General features: G+C 75.6%; 12 protein-coding genes and 1 pseudogene. 6 read left to right on the top strand and 7 right to left on the bottom strand.

Annotated features, from left to right (window positions below; genetic code table 11):
• The first annotated feature begins 159 nt into the window (after positions 1 to 159).
• Positions 160 to 756, top strand: coding sequence for a dihydrofolate reductase family protein (locus tag Val02_RS18755; protein ID WP_203900386.1), 597 nt, complete (start codon positions 160 to 162; stop codon positions 754 to 756).
• Here Val02_RS18755 and Val02_RS18750 read toward each other — a convergent pair.
• The 3 genes from Val02_RS18750 to Val02_RS18740 form a co-directional block, all read right to left on the bottom strand.
• Positions 725 to 4012, bottom strand: coding sequence for an AfsR/SARP family transcriptional regulator (locus Val02_RS18750; protein WP_203900385.1), 3288 nt, complete (start codon positions 4010 to 4012; stop codon positions 725 to 727). The two genes, Val02_RS18755 and Val02_RS18750, sit on opposite strands and share 32 nt — an antisense overlap.
• Before the next feature lie 61 nt (positions 4013 to 4073).
• On the bottom strand, positions 4074 to 4466 hold the full coding sequence (locus tag Val02_RS18745; protein ID WP_203900384.1) for a VOC family protein: 393 nt from the start codon (positions 4464 to 4466) through the stop codon (positions 4074 to 4076).
• Positions 4467 to 4513: 47 nt separating this feature from the next.
• Complete coding sequence (locus tag Val02_RS18740; RefSeq protein WP_203900383.1) at positions 4514 to 5527, bottom strand: Acg family FMN-binding oxidoreductase; 1014 nt, start codon at positions 5525 to 5527, stop codon at positions 4514 to 4516.
• 133 nt (positions 5528 to 5660) lie between these two features.
• Here Val02_RS18740 and Val02_RS18735 point away from each other — a divergent pair, with 133 nt between their 5' ends.
• The 3 genes from Val02_RS18735 (at position 5661) to Val02_RS48235 (ending at position 12311) form a co-directional block, all read left to right on the top strand.
• Entirely contained in the window at positions 5661 to 7991 is a 2331-nt protein-coding gene (locus tag Val02_RS18735; protein WP_239153145.1) for a M28 family peptidase, read from the top strand.
• A 128-nt stretch (positions 7992 to 8119) separates the two neighbouring features.
• A complete protein-coding gene (locus Val02_RS18730; protein WP_203900381.1) occupies positions 8120 to 8980 on the top strand; it encodes a hypothetical protein in 861 nt (286 codons plus the stop codon).
• Between the two features lie 67 nt (positions 8981 to 9047).
• Positions 9048 to 12311, top strand: a complete 3264-nt coding sequence (locus tag Val02_RS48235; RefSeq protein ID WP_203900380.1) for an AfsR/SARP family transcriptional regulator — start codon at positions 9048 to 9050, stop codon at positions 12309 to 12311.
• Here the strand turns inward: Val02_RS48235 and Val02_RS18720 are convergent.
• The 4 genes and pseudogenes from Val02_RS18720 to Val02_RS18705 form a co-directional block, all read right to left on the bottom strand.
• The gene (locus Val02_RS18720; protein WP_203900379.1) at positions 12286 to 13179 is read right to left on the bottom strand and encodes a hypothetical protein; all 894 of its coding nucleotides are present in this window, start codon (positions 13177 to 13179) and stop codon (positions 12286 to 12288) included. The two genes, Val02_RS48235 and Val02_RS18720, sit on opposite strands and share 26 nt — an antisense overlap.
• Positions 13180 to 13208: 29 nt before the next feature.
• Positions 13209 to 13748, bottom strand: a pseudogene (locus Val02_RS18715) (hypothetical protein); the annotation flags it as partial.
• Positions 13749 to 13766: 18 nt separating this feature from the next.
• Entirely contained in the window at positions 13767 to 13952 is a 186-nt protein-coding gene (locus Val02_RS18710) for a hypothetical protein (RefSeq protein WP_203900377.1), read from the bottom strand.
• Positions 13949 to 15871: a trypsin-like serine peptidase gene (locus Val02_RS18705; protein ID WP_203900376.1), complete on the bottom strand. Its 1923-nt coding sequence runs from the start codon at positions 15869 to 15871 to the stop codon at positions 13949 to 13951. Before Val02_RS18705 ends, Val02_RS18710 begins: the two co-directional genes overlap by 4 nt.
• Before the next feature lie 142 nt (positions 15872 to 16013).
• Here Val02_RS18705 and Val02_RS18700 point away from each other — a divergent pair, with 142 nt between their 5' ends.
• Together Val02_RS18700 and Val02_RS18695 are read left to right on the top strand one after the other, a co-directional pair.
• Complete coding sequence (locus Val02_RS18700) at positions 16014 to 18782, top strand: M4 family metallopeptidase (protein WP_203900375.1); 2769 nt, start codon at positions 16014 to 16016, stop codon at positions 18780 to 18782.
• Between the two features lie 17 nt (positions 18783 to 18799).
• Entirely contained in the window at positions 18800 to 19300 is a 501-nt protein-coding gene (locus tag Val02_RS18695) for a hypothetical protein (protein WP_203900374.1), read from the top strand.

Here is a 19300-nt window from a genome sequence, read left to right as displayed (position 1 = left end):
GTGTGTCGGAGCGGGCGGACCCTATTTTCGCCATCTGAAAGCGGAGTCCGCCCTCCGGTTTCGGGTTCGCGCGGAAAATTCTGGGACGCGTGTCGAGTCGGGTCGGGCGGCTCCGACGTCCCCGCCGAGAACGCAGGACACACCGAGAGGGGAACGACGATGGGCAAGGTCTACACCGGCGCGAGCATGTCGATCGACGGCTACGTCGCCGGCCCGCAGGAGAGCGGCTTCGAGCACCTGTTCGCCTGGTACACCAACGGCGACGTGGAGCTGCCGACGGCCAACCCGGAGATGACGTTCCGGGCGACGCCGCAGAGCGCGAAGCACTGGCGCGAGATCGTCGGGATGACCGGTGCGCTGGTCGTCGGCCGGCACCTGTGGGACTTCACGAACGCCTGGGGCGGTCAGCATCCGATGGGCGTGCCGACCGTGGTGCTGACGCACACCGTTCCGGACGGGTGGAAGCAGGAGGGCGAGTGGTTCACGTTCGTCACGACCGGCATCGAGGACGCCGTCGCCAAGGCCCGCGAACTGGCCGGGGAGAAGGGCGTCGGGCTCAACAGCGGCCGGATGGCGTCGCAGGCGCTCGACGCCGGGCTCGTCGACGAGGTGTGGATCGACCTGGTGCCGGTGCTGCTGGGCGCCGGGACGCCGTTCTTCTCCGGGCTCGGCACCGCGCCGGTGCTGCTCGACGGGCCGTACGACGTGGTGGCGGGCGACCGGGTCACGCACCTGCGCTACCGCGTGCGGCGGTAGCGCGTTCGGCCAGCTCGCGCAGCAGGTCCGAGGCCCGGGCGGTGCCGAGCGGGTGGCCGGCCTCCCGGTAGCCCGTCAGCGCCGCGCGCGCCGACGCGACGGCCGCCCGGGTGTCGCCCCGTCCCCTGTGGACGGTCGCCAGGGCGGCCAGCGCGTCACTCTCCAGCACCACCGAACCGGCGCGGCGCGCCGCGGCGAGCGCCTCCTCACCCACGTCGACGGCCGGGGTGGACTCGCCCGCGCCGTGGTGCGCCAGCGCCAGCCCCACCAGCGACTGCGCCTCCGTGTACGGGCTGTCGAACTCCCGCGCCAGTTCGAGGGCGGCCCGGTGGTGGCGCAGCGCGTCGGCGAAGTGGTCGAGCAGGCACTCGATCGAGGCGAGGGTGTTCAGGGCGTCGGCCTGTTGACGCTGGTCGAAGACCTCGCCGGCGAGAACGGCCGCCTCCCGCGCCAGGCGCAGCGCCTCCGGCAGGCGCCCCGCGTCGCGGTGGATCGCGGCGAGCGCGGTCACCGCACCGGCCTCCCCGATCCGCGAACCCGTCGCGCGGAAGATCTCCAGCGCCTCGGCGCAGCAGGCGGTGGCCTCGTCGAGCCGGCCGAGTCCGCGCAGCACCTCACCCAGGTTGTTGAGTCCGTTGGCGCGGCCGGGCCGCCAGCCGGTGCGCTCGTTGATCGTCAGCGCGCGGGTGTAGGACTCGGCGGCCCGTTCGAGATAGCCCAGCTCCTGGTAGACGACACCGGCGTTGCCGACGGCCGCGGACTCGCCGTCGGCCCAGTCCGCGGCCCGGCTGGCCGACGCGGCGGCCGCGTACTCGTCGAGCGCCTGCGTGTAGCGGGCCCGCTTCCAGTGCAGGGCCGCGGCGGACAGGCGCATCGCCACCCGGGCGCGCACGTCGTCGTCGGCCTCGGCGCAGCGCAGCCCGGCCAGCGCGGCGGCCCGCCAGTCGACCAGCCGCATGCTGGTGTCGAAGTAGCCGCGCAGCGCGTCGGCGAGCCACCAGCCGACCTGCGGCGGTCCGTGGTCGGCGGCATGGTGCAGGATCGCGAGGAGGTTGGGCCGCTCGGTGTCGAGCCACTCCCGGGCCCGCCGGTGATCGTCGAACGCGATCGCGCCGCCCGCCGGGCGCACCGACCCGTCATCGGCCACCGCGCGCGACCCGGTTTCGGGCGGCGTCGGTCGCGTGGTGCCCTCGGCCGGCGTGGGGCGGGGAAGGCGGAGCTTGTCCGGGTACAGGCGGGCGGCCGCCGCGTCGACGGTGCCGAGGTGGTGGTCGAAGAAGCCGGCCAGCGCGACCCGCCGGCCGGCCTCGGTGAGTTCGTCGGCGGCGCGCGCGGCGGCGTAGTGGCGCAGCAGGTCGTGCATCGCGTACCGGCCCGGTGCGTGCTCCTCGACGAGGTGCGCGCGGCTCAGTTCGCCCAGGAGGGAACGGGCACCCGCCACCGTCGTGCGGGCCAGCGCGGCGGCCGCGGCCACCCCGATGTCGGGCCCGGGCACCAGTCCCAGCAGCCGGAACAGCTGCCGTGCGCCCAGCGGCAGCGCGCCGTACGACAGGTCGAACGCCGCCCGCACCGCCACCTGCGGGTCACCGGCCACGGCGAGGGCGCCGAGGCGGTCGCCGCGCAGCTCGGCGACGTGGTCCGCGATCGTGTGGCGCGGCTGCAGGTCGAGGTTGGCGGCGGCGATCCGCAACGCCAGCGGCAGCCCGCCGCAGAGCGCGACGAGCTGGTCGACGGCGGCGGCGTCGGCGGTGCGTTCGGCCGGCAGCAGGCCCGCCACCAGCGCCCGCCCCTCCTGCGGGGTCAGCGTGGACAGCGCCAGGCGCACGGCACCGTCGCGGGCGATCAGCCCGCCCAGCTCGTCCCGGCTCGTCACCAACACCATCGAACCGGCACCGCCCGGCAGCAGCGGCCGCACCTGCGCGGGCTCGCACGCGTTGTCCAGGAGCAGCAGCATCCGGCGCCCCGCCGTGAGGCTGCGAAACAGCCCCGCCGCCTCGTCCAGATCGACCGGCAGCCGGTCGGCGGCCACCCCCAGCGCCGACAGGAACTGGTGCAGCGCTTCGAGCGGCGGAAGCGGCGGCCCGGCCGCGTAGCCGCGCAGGTTGACGTGCAGCTGCCCGTCCGGGAACAGCGCGCGCACCCGGTGCGCCCACTGCGCGGCGAGCGCGCTCTTGCCCACGCCGGCCGTGCCGACCACGGTGGCGATGGTGAGCCCCGGCTCCGGAGCCTTGACGACGGTCACCCCGTCGCGCCCCGACGCCAGCACGCCGGAAGCCGCCCCACCCGGCGTGAGCCCACCGGCCGACCCCGTCCCGCCCGGCGACGCGGTGCGGGTCGGCGACAGAGCGACCGGCGGCGGGTCCGCGGACGGCACGAGCGCGGCCGGCGGGAGAAGGGCGTCCAGGCGGGCGAGCTGATCCGCCCGCCCCGTGAACCCCGCCACCGGCGACGGCAACTGCGCCGGCACCACGATCGGCCCCGCGTCCCGCTCCGGCCCGGCCAGCTCCGGCGCGTCCCGCAGGATCGCCAGCTCCAGGCCGGTCAGCCGCGGCCCGGGCTCCAGACCGAGGTCCCGATCGAGCAGCTCGCGCCCCTCCCGGTAAGCGGCGAGCGCGTCGGCGCGCCGCCCGCCCCGGTACAGCGCGAGCATCAGCTTGGCGCGAAGTTCCTCGCGGAGGGGGTGGGCGTCGACGAGGCGCCGCAGCTCGGTGGTGATCTCGGCGTGCTGGCCGAGGTCGAGCCGGGCGCCGAGGTGGGCCTCCACGGCCACGAGCCGCGCCTCCTCCAGCCGGGCCGACTCGGCGGTCACCGTCGGCCCCGCCGGCACGTCGCACAGCGCCGGCCCGCGCCACAGGGCGAGCGCGTCGGCGAGCATGCCCGCGCCGCGGCGCAGGTCCCCGTCGAGCAGCCGCCGCCGCGCCATCTCCACCTCGCGGGCGAACACCGACGCGTCGAGGTCGTCGTCGGCCAGATCGATCGCGTAGCCGCGGTCCCTGCTGAGCAGTGCGTAGCCGTCGCCGAGCAGCCGGCGCAGCCGCATGACGTAGCCCTGCACGGCGTTGCGCGCGGCACGCGGTGGGCGTTCCCCCCAAATCTCGTCCACGAGGCGGTCGGCCGAGACGGTCCGGCCCGCCTCGATCATCAGCACGGCCAGGACGGTCCGCGGCTGGCCGGGCGGAACGGGCGCCCAGGCGTCACCGTCGCGGTACTCGAGGGTCCCGAGCATCCGCAGCCGTCCGGTACCGATCACCGTCACGCGCCCACCGTAGCCGTCAGTCACGGGGGTCGATAGCGCGTTCCGGACGCTCCGAACGTTTCTACGCGGGGCCGAGCAGGTCCCACCGGTTGCCGGCGATGTCGCGGAAGATGGCGACGCTGCCGTACGGCTCCACCCGCGGCTCGCTGACGAACTCGACCCCGGCGGCGACCATCCGTTCGTACTGCGCGGCGAAGTCGTCGACCCGCAGGAACATCCCGACCCGGCCGCCGGCGTGCTGACCGATCGCGGCGACCTGGTGCTCCCCGTCGGCCTGCGCGAGCAGGATCCCGGTGCCGCCGCCCGGCGGCCGGACCACGACCCAGCGCTTGGGGCGGCCGTCGTTGGTCGTGGACGGGGAGTCCTCGGCGAGTTCGAAGCCGAGCGCGTCGACGAAGAAGCGGATGGCGGCGTCGTAGTCGGCGACCACGAGCGCCACGAGATCGATTCGCACGGCGTAGTCTGCCACGGGCCCGCGCTGTCCCCCTGGCGACCCGGCGGTCAGGACTCCACGGTGATCGCCGCCGTCGGCGAACGGCGCAGCGTCGACCCGACCCGCCCCTCCCTCGCCGGCACGCCCACCCGCACCGCGATCGCCGGGTAACCGATCCCGCCGAGCAGTTCGCGCACCAGCGCGTGCGAGGCCGGCACCTCGACGAGATCGCTCATCGGCGAGGCCGCCAGCCCCTCCGAGGCGGCCTGCAGCAGCACCTCCGACAGGGCCTCCCCCGCCGCGAGCCACGCCGCCGGCCCGTCGCTGTCCGTCCACACAATCAGATACCGGGCGAACCGGTCCCCGTCCGACACCGCGTCGTGCAGGGTCTGCGCGTCCGGGGCGGCCGCCGCGAAGTCGCGCACCGGCACCGGCCGGCCCGCCCGCGGTCCCGCGCTCGACGCCGGAACGCCGTCGCCGACGCCGTTCTCGCCGCGCTCGCGCCAGGCGCGCAACTCCTCCCGGTAGGCCTCGTCGGACAGCTCCCGCGCGGCGGCGTGCCCGGCGGCGACGGTGAGCGTGACGACCTGTTCCGGCCGGACCGTGTGCACGTGGACCCCGGGCACGTCGACCGCGCGCACCCGGTTGAACGCCGCCAGCGGCACCGGCCGGTCGGCGAACGGCCGCCGGTCGGCGCGCCGGATCGACATGGCGCGCAGCAGCCGCACGTCGCTCGGGTCGGGTTCGGTGATGTCGCCGCCGCGCAGCACGGCGAGCAGGTCGGGGCGGGCCGGGTCGGGGCGGCGTTCCACCGCCGCGCGGCGGCCCCGGGCGGCGAACGCGGTCCGGAAGTGGTGCAGCGCCGCCCCGCAGCTGATCAGCAGTAGCCGCCCGTCGGGGTCGACCGTGGTCAGCTGCCGGCTCCGGTCGGCCCACAGTTCGGCGGTGTCGCCGGCGATGTGCCAGCGCCAGGGCTGGGTGTTGAAGACCGAGGGGGCGGAGAGGGCGTTGACCGCGGCTCCCGTGAGCGCCTGCTGGACCGGGTCGTGGCGAACCCCGGGACCCGCGATGTGAACAGCCATGACCGTGCCCCTCCCGAACGTGCGTGGTCCAACCACTCTGGCCGGGCGGGTCGGCCGCGGTCAGGGCCATAGGTCCCGAACCCGCCGGGACCGCGACCGCCCCGAAGACGAGGCCGGCTCATATGCTGCGCACGTGCCCGACCGCTCGTTTCCCGCGGTGGCGCGCCGGCCCTGGGTCGCCGCCGCCGTCCTGACGTTCCTGGTGGCCGTCGCCGCGCTGGCGGTGTACGGCGTCACGCCGCCGGCGCCCCGGCCGGAGTCCGCCGCGTCCGACGAGTTCTCGGCCGGGCGGGCGTTCCGCCACGTGCGGCGGATCTCCGAGGAGGTGCACGTCACCGGCAGTCCGGCCGCTGACCGGGTGCGCGAGTACCTGGTGGCGACGCTGACCGGCTACGGGCTGCGGGTCGAGACGCAGGAGACGACCGGGGTGAGCGCGGCGCGCTTCGGCGACGGCAACCTGGCCCGGGTGCGCAACGTCATCGCCCGCCTGCCGGGCAGCGCCGGTTCGACCGGGCGGCTGATCATCGTGGCGCACTACGACGCCGTTCAGGTGAGCCACGGCGCGAACGACGACGGCGCCGGCACGGCCACGATCCTGGAGGTCGCGCGGATCATGGCGGCCGCCGGCACACCGCGCAACGAGATCGTGTTCCTGCTGACCGACGCCGAGGAGGCGGGGCTCAACGGCGCGGAGGCGTTCGCCGACCTGCACCCGTTGGGCCGGGACCGCGCGGTGGTGCTCAATCTCGAGGCGCGCGGCAGCAGCGGGCCGGTGGTGATGTTCGAGACGTCGCGGGGCAACGCGCGGCTGATCGACGTCTTCGCGCAGGCGCCGCATCCGGTGGGTTCGAGCGTGGCGGTCGAGGTGTACCGGCTGCTCTCCAACGACACGGACTTCACGCCGTTCCTCAAGCACGAGCGGTTCACCGGGCTCAACGCCGCCTACATCGACGGCGCCTACGCCTACCACTCGCCGCAGGACACCGCCGCGAGCATGTCCCGAGCGAGCCTGCAGCATCACGGCGACAACGCGCTGGCGCTGGTGCGGGCGTTCGGGCGGGCGGATCTGGGGCCGCTGAGCCGGCCCGCGTCGGGCGACGCGACGTACTTCCCGCTGCCGGGCGGCCTGCTCGCGCGCTACCCGGCGGCCCTGGTGTGGCCGTTCGCCGTGCTGGCGCTGGTCGCGGTCGGGCTGCTGACCCACCTGGCGCGCCGCCGCGGGCTGACGACCTACCCGAGGACCCTGGCGTCCGCCGGCCTCGCCCTGGTCCCGGTGGTGATCGCCGTCGTCGCGGTCCAGCTCCTGTCGTGGGAACTGGGTGAGCTGCGCCCCGACTATCGCGTCGTCGTCGATCCGCGACATCCGGGGTGGTTCCGGATCGGCTTCCTGACGCTCGGCGCGGCGGCGCTGTTCGGCTGGTACGCGCTGCTGCGCCGCCGGATCGGGCCGGTGCCGCTGGCGATCGGCGCCCTGGGCCTGCTCTCGGTGTTCGGGGTGGTGATGGCGGCCGTGGTGCCGGGCGGCTCGTACCTGACCGCCCTGCCGGCGCTGTTCGGCGCGGCGGCGCTGATCGGCGGCCTGTACGCGCGACCGGCGTGGGCCCGGGTGGCGCTGCGCGCAAGCGGCCCGTTCGTGGCGGTGCTGATCCTGGCGCCGATCGTCTACCTGTTCCTGCCGGCGCTGGGCATCTCCACGCCGGCCGCGCCGGTGGTGTTCGCGGTCTTCCTGGGGCTGGCCGGACTGCCGGCGCTGGAGCTGCTCTGGCGCCCGGTGGAAACCCCGCGCCGGCGCCTTCTGGGGGCGACTCCGGCGCTCGTCCTGCTCGCGGTGGCCGTGCTCGCCACGTCCACCGCCCTGGCGGTCGACCGCCCCGGCCCGGACAACCCGGTGCCCTCCCACCTGATGTACGCGCTGGACAAGGACACCGGCACCGCCCGTTGGGTCAGCGAGGAGCTCTCCCCCACCGAGTGGACCGGCCGCTACCTGGACGGCGAGGCCGACCTGAGCGCCGCGTTCCCGGTGCTGCCGGACGGGCGGCTGGCGGTCGGCCCCGCTCAGCCGGCGTCCCTGCCCGCCCCGGAGCTGCGCGTCGAGTCCGACACCGCCGCCGGCGCCGAACGCCACCTCACGCTGCGGGTGGTGCCGTTGCGCACGGTGCGCATGGTCGCCGTCTACGCACCCGTGGGCGAACGGCGCGTCCTGCGCGCCACGGTCAACGGCCGCGACACGGCGACCTGGCTCGAGGAGCCGGGCCGGTTCGGGTTCCAGTACCACGGGGTGCCGGCCGAGGGCATCGAACTGAAGCTGGTGCTCGCCGGCGACCGGCCGCTGGCGCTGCGGGTGCTCGACGGTTCGGACGGGCTCGACGGGTTGCCGGGGTTCCGGGCGCGGCCGGCCGACGTGGGTGTGGTCGGCTCGCACTCCTCCGAACTGGTCTGCGTGGCCCGCACCGTCACCGTGTGATCGTGGCGCGCCGCGGCCGGCACCCGGCGGCCGTGACGCGACCCGGACCGTTCCGTGACGGCCGCCCGGAACCTCGTTCGCACGGCGCCGCCCCATCCCCGGTGGGCGGCGCGGCGAAGGAGGAATCCGTGAAACAGTTGACCCGTCGCGTGGCCACGTTCGGTGCGGCCACGCTCGCGCTGGCGGCGGCCGTCCTGGTCGGCACCGGCGGCACCGCCCAGGCGATCGCGGCACCCGTGCTCGTCGTCAACTCCTCGACCGGCGGCTCGCCGGTGTCCGACAGCGCGACCGCGACCTGCCCCGCCGGCACGTCCCTGGTCGGCACCGGCGGCCGGATCGAGCAGACGGTCGGCAGCGGGAACGTCGTCATGACCGACGTCATCCCGAACGTCGGCGCCGGCACCGTGACCGTGTGGGGCCACGAGAACGGCGTCTACTTCGGCAACTGGACCGTGGTGGCGATCGCGGTGTGCGACCAGGTGCTCGGCCCCGTCCTGCAGGTCGCGGCGACCAGCGCCAACAACGCGGTCTCGCCGAAGAGCATGACGCCGTTCTGTCCGGGCGCCACCCGGCTGACCGGCCTCGGCTACCAGCTGCGGGGCGGCAACGGGCAGGTCTTCCCCAACGACATCATGCCGAACGGCATCATCGGTTCGATCCTGACCGCGTACGCCTCACCCGGTTACGCGGCGAACTGGGAACTGACCGGCTACGCGCTCTGCGCACCGGTGCCCGCGGGCGCCGCCCCGCTGATCGTGGCGAACGGCTCGGGCCCCGGCGTCGCGTCGCCGCGGGACACCTGGAGCGGCTGGTGCCCGGCCGGCACGATGCTCACCGGCACCGGCGCCGAACTGAACAACGCCTTCGGCAACGTGATCATCGACCAGATGAACCCGAACGCCCCGATCACCGAGGCGCACGCGCAGGCGGCCGAACCGGCCCCGTTCGGAGCCCCCTGGGGTCTCGTCTCATACGCCATCTGCTGGTAGGAGTACACAGGCCGGCTGTCCGATCCGGTACTGACATCGACCACGGGGGCGGTCGATCCTGATCGGTGTGCACCTTCCGCCGGAAAACTCCCGACGACGGTGCACGCTGGTCGTGGCCGCGGCCGGATACGGCAAGACGACCGCCCTGCGGGAGACCCTCCCCGGGGCGGTCTGGTGTGCCGACCCCGATCCGGGACGGCTGGCGGCCGGCACTCTCGCGGCCCTCGCCGCCGAACGTCCACAGTGGATCGTCGTGGACGACCTGCCGCCGCTGCCCGCCGCGGCCGGCCGGGCCCTGCTCGCGGCGGCCTTCGCGCTGCCGGAGCACACCCGCGTCGTGCTCTCCACACGCCGGCCGTTCGACGCCGGTGCCGGCCTGTGGCGCGGGCGCGGGGCGCTGCACGAGGTGCGCCCGGCCGAACTCGCGCTCGACGTCGACGCGATCGCCGACGTGCTGGCGGCATACGGGCTGGTCGGGCAGGAGTCGGACGCACTGCCGGCCCGCCTGCGGGACGCCACGGACGGCTGGCCGGCGCTGGTGCACCTGGCGGCGGAGACGATGCGCGCGTCCGGCGTTCCCTCGGAGCTGCGGGACCTGGCCGAGCCCGGAACGCCCCTCGCGTCCTATGTGGACGAAGAGATCCTGGGGCCCTTGCCGGCGCGGACCCTGCGGCTGCTGCGCGACGTGGCGGCCTTCGCGCCCGTGGCGCCCGGCCTGTGCGCGGCGCTCGGCCACCCGAAGGCGCACGCGGCGCTGGCCGCGCTGGCCCGCACCGGCCTCCTCACCGACCCGACCGCACCGCCGCCGCGGACCGATCGCCACCCGCCCGCCTACCCGGGACCGCACGCCGCCCCACCCATGACCGCCCCCTGCCCGCGCCCGCACGCCGACCCGGGTCCGACCGGCGGGTGGGGCGATCGGCGCGCCGTGCGGGCCGGCCCGCGGGTCGTTCCGCTCGTGGCGGCCGTCGCGGCCCGCCCCGACCGGCGCCGCGCCGGCACCGCGGCCGCCTGGTACGAACGCCACGGCCCGCCGCTGTCCGCCGCCCGCGCCCACCACGACGCCGGCGACCCGGCGCGCACGGCCGCGGTGCTGGACGCGCACGGTGCGGCGATCCTCGGCGCCGGCGGCGCCCGCGACATCGTGGAGCTCACCGGCGACCTCCCGCTGTCGCCCCGCCTGACGCTCCTGCGCGGCGACGCCCTGCGCACGGCCGGCGACATCGGGCGGGCGCGGCGGGCCTACGCGTGCGCCGCCGACGCGCTCGGGCCGGACGACCCGGGGGTCGCCTGGCGCACCGGCCTCGTGCACTACCTGCGGCACGAGACGCACGAGGCGCTGGCGGCGTTCGGCAAGGCGCGCGTGGACCCGCCGGACGTGTCCACTGTGGACGGTGCGCTGGTGCTGGCGTGGACGGCGGTCGCGCGCCTGCCGCACGGCGACACGGCGACCGCGCTCGACGAGGCGTTCCGGGCGGTGGCGGCGGCCGAGGCCACGGGCGACGACCGGACGCAGGCCACCGCGCACACGGCCTTGGCGCTGTGCCTCGCGCTGACCGGCGATCCGGCCGGGGCCGACCGGCACCACGCGCAGGCGTTGCACATCGCCGAACGCGCCGGCGACCGGTTGCTCGTCGCGCGGATCCAGGTCAACCGGACGTTCCGGCTGCTGCGCGACGCGCGGTACCCGGAGGCGCTCGGGACAGCCCGGCTCGCGGTCGCCGCCGCCGCCTCGGCCGGGCACGCCAACCTGCACGCCATCGCGCGGTGCAACGAGGCGAGCGCGCTGTCCCGGCTGGGCCGCCACGACGAGGCGACGCGGCGCTTCGACGGGGTGATGCGGGCGTTCCACCGGTTGGGGTCGCGGCGGGTGGCGTTCCCGTTGGTGCACATCGCCGACCTGCACGCCCGCCGGGGCTTTCCGCAGCAGGCCCGCACGGCCTACCAGGAGGCGGTGCGGGTGGCCCGGGACAGCGGGGACGACCAGGCGTTGGCACTGGCGCTGGCCGGCCTGGCGCGCACGCTCGCCGTGGAGGAACCGGAGGCGGCGGCCGTTCACGCGGAGGAAGCCATGCGTCGGGCGGGCCGGGACGCCCGGGTGCCCGCGCTCCTGGGACGCGGCTGGGTCGCCGCCCACGCCGGGGACCGACGGGCCGCGACGGCCGACGCCGACCTGGCCGCCGCCCTCGCCCGCGAACTGCGCGAGCGCGCCGGCCTGGCCGAGGCGCTCGAACTGCGCGCCGCCGTCACGCCCGACCCGGCATCCGCGCGGGCCGCGCTGGCCGAGGCGCTGGCCATCTGGCGGGACGGCGGCGCGCCGGTCGACGCCGACCGGGTGCTCGTGGCGCTCGGCGGGCTGCCCGGCGCCGGCACCGACGAACGCCTCGACGCGCTCCTCGCCGCCCGCCGGCTCGCCGCTGCCCACCCGCCCGCCGCGGCGCCCCGGGCCGGCGACGACGCGGCCGCACCGCCGGCCGGACCCGACGGGGCGACGGCCCACCCCGCGCGGGTCGCCACCGGCCGGGCCGCTCCGCCGCGCACCCCGCTGCACGCGATCGCGCCGTTCCACGTCCACCGGCGCCCGCTGAGCATCCGCACGCTCGGCCAGTTCGAGGTGCTGCTCGACGGCCGTCCCGTCCCCGCCTCGGCCTGGCAGTCCCGCAAGGCGCGCGACCTCCTGCGCATCCTGGTGGCGCGGCGCGGCCGCCCGATACCCCGGCCCGAACTGGCCGAACTGCTCTGGCCCGACGACGACCCCGCGCGCACCGGCCACCGGCTGTCGGTGCTCCTGTCGATCGTGCGCACCGTGCTGGACCCGCAGAAGCGGTGCGACCAGTACGTCGTGGCGGACGCCGCCGGCGTGGCGCTCGACGTGGGCCGGCTGCACGTGGACGTGGAGGACTTCCTCGCGGACGTCCGGCACGCGGCCCGCCTGCGCGAACGCGGTGCCGACGCGGACGCCCGCGCCCTGCTCACGGCGGCGCTGCGCGGCTACGCGGACGACCCGTTCGCGGACGAACCGTACGCCGACTGGACCCGGCCGCTGCGCGAGGAGGGGCGGGCGGCGTACCTGCGGGCCCTGCGCACGCTCGCCGACCTGGGCCGCGCCGCGGGGGACGTCGAGGACGCGCTGCACCACCTTGGCCGCATCCTGGAGCGCGACCCCTACGACGAACCGGCCCACCGCGCCACGGTCGCCACCCTGACGGCGGGCGGGCGGCACGGTGAGGCGCGGCGGGCGTTCGCACGGTGGGCGGCCGCGATGCGCGAGATCGGCGTGCGGCCGCCGCCCGAGGACGTGCTGGTCAGGAGCAGACCGCGTACGCGATGACCGTCGGATAGGCGCAGCACATGAGGTAGTCGCCGCCGGAGACCGTCACGGTTTCGGCGGCGTGGTCGACGGTCACGGCGACCAGGCCGGTGGTGTAGGAGCCCGAGATGCTCCCGCCGCCACCGCGCACCTCGGTACCGGCCGGGCACGGCCCCACCGTCACCGTCGACTGGCCCGCGTACCCCTCGTTGACCAGCACGAACGGCATGACGCCGTACCCGGGCGGCACGGCGCCGTCGACCGCGCGGGCGGGTTCGGCGACGCTCACCGGGGCCGCGCCGCCGGCCGTGTCGACCGCCGGTTCGCAGATGGCGACCGCCGTCGTCGAGTACTCCGCCGTCGTCAGCGTCCGCGCGCCCACCCGGACCGTCCGGGCGCCGGCGACCGGTGCGACCTCGTACGGCACGGCGTCGCCGGTCACGTCGAAGCCGGTCGCGCGCAGCCGGGTCCACACCGGACAGGTCGCCGAGACGGTGTGCTCGCCGTCGGTCACCGTCTCCGTCTCGGAGACCAGGACCGGTGTCACGTCGACGACGCACCGGGCCGTCACGGTCACCGACCAGGTGCCGGCGGAGCCGGCCGCGTCGCGGGCCCGGGCCACACCGCCGGTCAGGTCGGCGTTCGGGCGGAGGGCGGTGAGCACGACGTCGCCGTACCCGTCGTTGATCGTGGCGCTCACGTCGACGACCCGGGTCGGCACGGGACACTCGACCCGCGCGGTCTTCTCGGCGCGGGTGTCGTGTTCGGAGGTGGCCCGCACGGTGTAGCCCCGCCCCTGCTGTGGCGTGACATCGCTCGCGGCGGCGGGGTGGACCGGGAGCAGGGTGGCCGTCGCGATGACGACGACCGCGAGGAGTATGCGTCTCATGTCCCCCAGCGTCCGTGGGGACGTCACGGTCACGTCATTGTTTCCGGGGGAACGTCGTAAGCCCGACGCCCGAGCCATTGCGCCATCCCGTCGTGCAGCCGCACGAGCGCGTCGATGCGTTCGCGCAGGAGGGTGAGGCGTTCCTCGGCGACGCGCATGGGGGCCGCGCAGCCGCCGCGGTCGGCGAAGACGGGCGGCAGTTCGTCCCGTCCAGCCAGGCGAGGAAGGTGCCCGCTGACCTGGACGGTGTCCCCCGGCCGCACACCCGCGCCCCGCGGCCCCACGAACGCCACGAGCCCGCTGGAGAGAAGTGCGAACGCGTCGTCCGGGTCGACCCGGCGGAAGCGCCCCGCCGGCCCCACGGCATGCGTCCGCCACCCGAACGGGTGCACCACCGTCGCACCGACCGGCAGCGCGGGATCGGCCGAGCCCGTCACCTCGCCGATCGCCTTGCCCCACAGCGCCCGCCCGACCTCGTAGCCGGGGACCGGCCCGAGGCCGCCGGCGACCAGCGTCCGCACGGATGCCGCGACGACCAGGTGGCGGTTGCGCACCGCCACCTCGCCGTCGGCGCAGGCCGGTCCGGATCAGCAGCGGCCCGGGTCGAACCACTGTCCACTTCGGACGGTCGGTGCGCCTTCCGGCACCGGCCGCCGCACGGTGATCCGGGCGCGGGGCATCCCGCCCTGCTTGTCGCGAACCGCGCCGGTGTAGCGCTCGACCGTGCGCCGCAACGGCTCCGCGCCGCGCGTACGCCTCGTCTGCGGCGTCATGGTGTCCCCCTCAGTGCGTTGTAGACGGCTCCCGCGACCCGGCGGTCGGACAGGTACCGCGTGATGTCGTGTGCGCGCTCCCGGGCGTTGTCGGTCTCCACGTCAACGACCCCCTTCCAGTCGTCGGCCAGCGGCCGGCCGATGACGTCGGCCGGGCTCCAGGCGTTGATCCAATTGGGTACCGGATGGCTGATCGGCGCGGAGGGGTCGGGCCGCGCGTGCGGCGTACGGCGCGCCACCCCGTCGAGCCCGAGCGGGCTACCGAGCGTCACCAGTGTGTCGACCGTCAACCCGCGCGGCAACCGGGTTACGAGGTCGGCGGCGACGACCGTGCCGAGCCCGTGCGCGACGATCACGACCCGGCCGCGCATCGGCAGGCACTGCGTCACCGCGTCGAGCACGGCCTCCCGGACCGCCGCCCGGTCCAGGTAGAGGGCGAGGTCGCGAAAGTGCGTGGCGACGGTGTACCCGTCGACCGCCCCGGCCCCCGCGAGCCGGTCCAGCGCCCGCCGGATCCGGGACACCAACGGCTCCTCCTCGGGCCCGGCCGCGCCGCCCGCCGCCGCGTCGAGCAGCGCGGCGTACAGCTCCCGGGTCGACGGCGAGTCGGGCGCCTCGACGGTGCGCGGGGCGTCGCCGACGCGCAGCAGCACGCTGCCCTCCGGCCCGACCGGTACCGCCTCCGGCACCGCCGACGCGCGGGTCAGCACGTCGCCGTAGCACGGCAGCCACAGGTCGCCCGCCGTCACGCCGTCGAGCCGCAGCGCCGCCGCCCAGGCCGCCCGCACCGGCGCCGGATCGGCCTCGTGCGGACCCGGCCCGGGCAGGAACACCAGCTGCGTGCCGGACGTCGGGCCGGTGGCGCGCACCCCGCGCACGCCGACGGGTGCGGCCGGCGGCCGTTCCGCGACGGCCTGTTCGCCCATCGTGGCGAGCAGTGCGCGCTGCGCCTCGTCGAGCCGGCGTTCCCGGACGTGGGTCAGGAACGCGCTGGTGCGCAGCCCCTCGTTGGCGATCCACCGCACGCCCGCGTCGTCCGGATCGTGGTCGGGGTCGATCGGGCGGCCGTCGACGGTCAGCCAGCGGCCCCGCTCGTCGGTGTCCGGGATCGCCGCGTGGTGCAGCCCGACCACCTCCCACTGGTCGTTGAAGACCGGCGAACCGGAGCTGCCCGGCTCCGTTCCCGCGCCGTACTGGAGGAAGTCGTGCAGCTGGTAGCGCAGGGTGTTGTCGCGGATGGCGATCTCCTTGCGCCGGCCGGCGGGGTGTCCGATGACGTTCACCGGCTCGCCGATGACGACCTTGCCCTGGGCGCGGATCAGCCTGTTCCAGCCGAACGCCTCGCCGGGCGCCGACCCGTCCGGTCCACTGTGGACGGCCACGAGGGTGTAGTCGAGCGCCTCGTCGGTGAGGAACAGCGCACCCGGGTCGAGCGCGTACACGGCCGGCTCGCCGGCCCGGTTGTCGACGTCGCGCTCGTGGTTGAACTCCAGCACGGTGCGCCGGGCCGCCTCCCGGTCGCGCAGCACGTGGTGGTTGGTGAGCACCAGCGACGGCGCCACGAGGAACGCGGTGCCGCGCGGCGTGCCCGATCCCTCGGCCGCCAGGCGGCCCACGGTGCGGGCGGCCCGGGCGCCGCGGGCGAGGAAGTTCGCGGCCTGGGACTCGCCGGTGCGGTCGATGACGTGCTGCAGCAGCAGCATGCGGTCGGTGTGCCGGACCCGGGGAACGGCCTCGCGCAGGGTCTCCGGCCCGACCCAGCCGACCCGGGTCAGCCGCGCGATGCGGGCCTCCAACTGGTCCGGGGAGTCGACGACGCGCACGTCGTCGCGGCGCATCCGCCGGTCGATGGCGGCCCGGCCCTCGGCCGTCGCGCGGTACCGACGGGCGGCCGCCTCGGACTGTGCGCGGTTGCGCATGCGAACTCCTTCCACCGACGACCGCACCACACTGGTGATCCCGATGTCCCGGGCACAAAAGGCAGATGTCCCGCTCGTCCGGGCGGTTGCCCGACAGTCGCGACGCCGTCGCGCGCGTACCGTCTCCGCCCGGAGGTGCCCCATGGACAACGTCACGCCGTCACAACGCGATCTGTTGACCCGCCTGCGCCGCGATCGCGGCTCTCTCGTGCGCTGGGACGAGGGCCGCGGCGTCGCCGGCGCCGTGCGCGCCGGTGGGCTCGGCCGGTGGGGGCCGGACGGCGACGCGGTCTCCGCCCTCGGCGACCTGATCGGGCTGTTCGCGTCGACCGAGTGGAGCCGGCACCTGCGCACGCGGCGCGAACGCGGCGACGGCGAGGGCTGGCGGCACGTCGAACTGCAGCAGGCGGTGCCGACCACGGCGGGCACGCTTGACGTGTACCGGGCGCTGCTGGCGATCCACGTGCGCGCGGACGGCGTCGTCGGTTCCGTCCAGTCCAGCTGTTACCGGGACGTGGCGGTGCGGCCGTTCTCGCCGATGAAGCCGGAGCGGATCCGGGACCTGGCGCGCGGCGACCTGGTCGGGACGGTCGACCCGCCGGAGGCGGACCCGCGCGACCCGTGGTTCCCCCTCACCGGGCCGCCCCGGCTGGTGGTCTACGCGTGGCGCGGCACGTTCCGGCCGGCGTGGGTCGCGCATCTGTACGCGCCGCCGGCCGATCGGGGGGTCGGCCGGCGCACCGTGGAGTTCGGCAAGGGCTTCTTCGACGCGGTCACCGGCGAACGTTTCCTCTTCACCCCGCTGAGCCGCGACGCCGTGAAGGGCACGGGGTTCGGGGTGACGCCGCTCGACCCGCCGTTCACGGTCCGCTCCCTGAACGTCCTGCACGACGCCGCGTCCGGCACGCACACGCTGCACGACGACACCCACGGCCGGCCGATCGTCACGCACGACGCCGGTGCCGGTGCCGCGTTCGACACCGAGTTCGAACTGCTGCGCGGCATCGCCGACGGCACCCTGCCGGCCTCCACCGACGGCGACGGCAGCGGCGCCTGGAACCGCGTCCCCGCCTCGAGCACCGACGCCGAACGCGGCCGGGGCCAGCAGCCCGAGGTCGACCTGCACCACTACCTGCGCCAGGCCTACGAGTGGTACGCCACATTGTCGAGCATCCCGCGGGAGGGCTGGGACGACGGGCAGTTCCCGGATCCGGCGGTGGGCACCCAGGTGGTGCGCGGCGTCGCGCACTTCCGCAAGGGTTCCGATCCGCGGAGCCTGCACGCCGGGGCGCGGCTGCGCCGGCACACCGCCAGCGGGCGCTGGTACTACTGGCTGCAGTTCTGCGACGGGAACCCGGCGACGTTCACGTATCCGGCCGGGTCCCGGTTCCTGGTGGCGCACGAGTACCAGCACGCGATCACGGACTTCTCGTTCGACGAGGACGGGGTGCCGGGCATGGAGTACACGCCGGGCTGGCCGGGCGCCTGTCACGAGGGGCTGTCGGACGCGTTCGCGGGCTTCTTCAGCGGGGACTGGCGGCCCGGCCGGGACCTCTCCGGCAGCGGCCGGATCATGCGCAACCTGGCGTTCCCGCGCGACGCGACGGCGTTCGACGGCGCCAACCTGGACCATTTCGCCGACGCGGACATGCCGGGCGCCGCGATCGACCCGTACATGCGTGCCGGCATCCTCGCCAACGCCGCCTACCTCACCGCCGCCGGCGGGATCCACCAGCGGGCGCTGCGCGAGCCGCAGCTGCTGAGCGTGGACGGGATCGGGGCGACGGCCGCGGCGCGCGTCTGGTACCGCGCGCTGACGTTCTACTTCGGCACCGCCGGCGCGACGACGAACGTTCCCGCCGCCGACGCGCTGCTCTTCCCGCGCTTCCGGGACGCGTGCGACCTGGCCGCCGTGGACCTGTTCGGGGAGTTCTCGCCGGAGCACGCGACGGTCGTGGCGGCGTTCCACGCGGTGGGGCTCGGCGCGCCGGAGCCGACCGGGCCGGCGCCGTTCCTGCTCCCGGCGCCCGGGCTGGCTCCGGAGTCGCGGCCGTTCGTGGGGCTGGCCGGGCCGGGGTTCGGGTCGCCGGACCTGTTCGTCGACGGCGGGACGGTGCACTGCCGGGTGCGCAACGCCGGCGACGCGCCCGCGACGGAGGTCGTGGTGACCGTGGAGTCGGCGCCACTGTCCACTTCGGAGGGTCCGTTCGCGGTGCTCGGCTCGTTCACGATCCCGGTGCTCCCGGTGGGAGTGTCCACCTGGGACACCTCGGTCGCGGCGCCGGCCGCGGGCGTTCCCACGAGCCTGCGGGCGCGGGTCGGGACCGGGACGCCGGTCGCCTCCTCGACCGCCGACCTCGTCGGGTCGGTCGAGTTCCTCGTCGGCAACCCGACGGGCCGCACCGCGACCGCCCGCCTCGTCGCTACGGTGTCGCTGCCGGAGGGATGGACGGTCACGTTGAGTACGCAAGAGCTGACCGTCGACGCTGATGACGTGGGGGTGGTCCGGCTGGAGGTCACGGAAGGTGTCGACGAGTCCGCGGGACTGCTGCCGCCGTTCGACGGTGCGGTCTCGGGTCGGATCGACGGCGCCGTCTCCGGCACGCTGACCGGGCTGCTCTCCGGCACCGCCGAGGTTTCCGGTGTCCTCAGTGGAACGTTGTCCGGCACGCTCGACGGCGTCATGTCCGTGCACGGCGCGTTCACCGGGACGCTCGACCGCGCCACGGGAGCCCTGACCGGTGTGCTTTCCGGCGGGTACGACGGCGCCACGGCCCACTTCGCCACCGGTGTGCGGCTGTCGGTCAACGGGCTGCTGCGCCCGCACCGGCGCGTCGAGGTGGCACAGATCGTCGACGGGCGGCCGGTCGGCGGCATCACGTTCGAGGTCCCGGCCGCACCGTCCACATAGGAGAGATGAGCGCGGAGATGGAACCGCATACCGGAAGAGTGATCCTGCTGCGGACCGACAACTGGTTCCTGCACCTGTACGAGACCCCCGACGAGATGATCGCCCAGGGCGACGTCGCCTCGGAGGACGTCACCTTCGACATGTTCGACACGGAGGGGTACCGGCTCACGCCCGGCTACGCTCCCGACTGGAGCATCAAGGTGCTCTACCGCGCGGCGGGCGACCCGCGGCCGGAGGCCGTCTGCCGGCGGCTGCGGGCCTGGGTGCGCCACATGCGCTCCGGCACCCGGGCGATCTCCGACACCGAGCTGCTGGAGCTGCTGCGCCAGCACCTGCCGGTGGTCGGCGACGACGCGGCCGAGGCGATCCGGCTGGCCGTCAAGGACCTGCCGGACCTGACCGACGTGAGCCTTTCCGACTGCTACGACATGCTGCTCGAACACGTGACGTTCACGCCGGGCGACCTGGGCACGCCGTACCACATCTGGCAGCACCTCAACGGGAAGGCGCACAAGTAG

Source organism: Virgisporangium aliadipatigenens, assembly GCF_016863615.1.
Classification (GTDB): Bacteria; Actinomycetota; Actinomycetes; order Mycobacteriales; family Micromonosporaceae; genus Virgisporangium; species Virgisporangium aliadipatigenens.
This window is presented reverse-complemented; position numbering and strand designations above follow the sequence as displayed.

Coding starts and splice junctions, on each gene's coding strand:
- Val02_RS18755 (WP_203900386.1), top strand. CDS start 160: ATGGGCAAGGTCTACACCGGCGCGAGCATGTCGATCGACGGCTACGTC.
- Val02_RS18740 (WP_203900383.1), bottom strand. CDS start 5,527: ATGGCTGTTCACATCGCGGGTCCCGGGGTTCGCCACGACCCGGTCCAG.
- Val02_RS18720 (WP_203900379.1), bottom strand. CDS start 13,179: ATGAGACGCATACTCCTCGCGGTCGTCGTCATCGCGACGGCCACCCTG.
- Val02_RS18710 (WP_203900377.1), bottom strand. CDS start 13,952: ATGACGCCGCAGACGAGGCGTACGCGCGGCGCGGAGCCGTTGCGGCGC.
- Val02_RS18705 (WP_203900376.1), bottom strand. CDS start 15,871: ATGCGCAACCGCGCACAGTCCGAGGCGGCCGCCCGTCGGTACCGCGCG.
- Val02_RS18700 (WP_203900375.1), top strand. CDS start 16,014: ATGGACAACGTCACGCCGTCACAACGCGATCTGTTGACCCGCCTGCGC.
- Val02_RS18695 (WP_203900374.1), top strand. CDS start 18,800: ATGGAACCGCATACCGGAAGAGTGATCCTGCTGCGGACCGACAACTGG.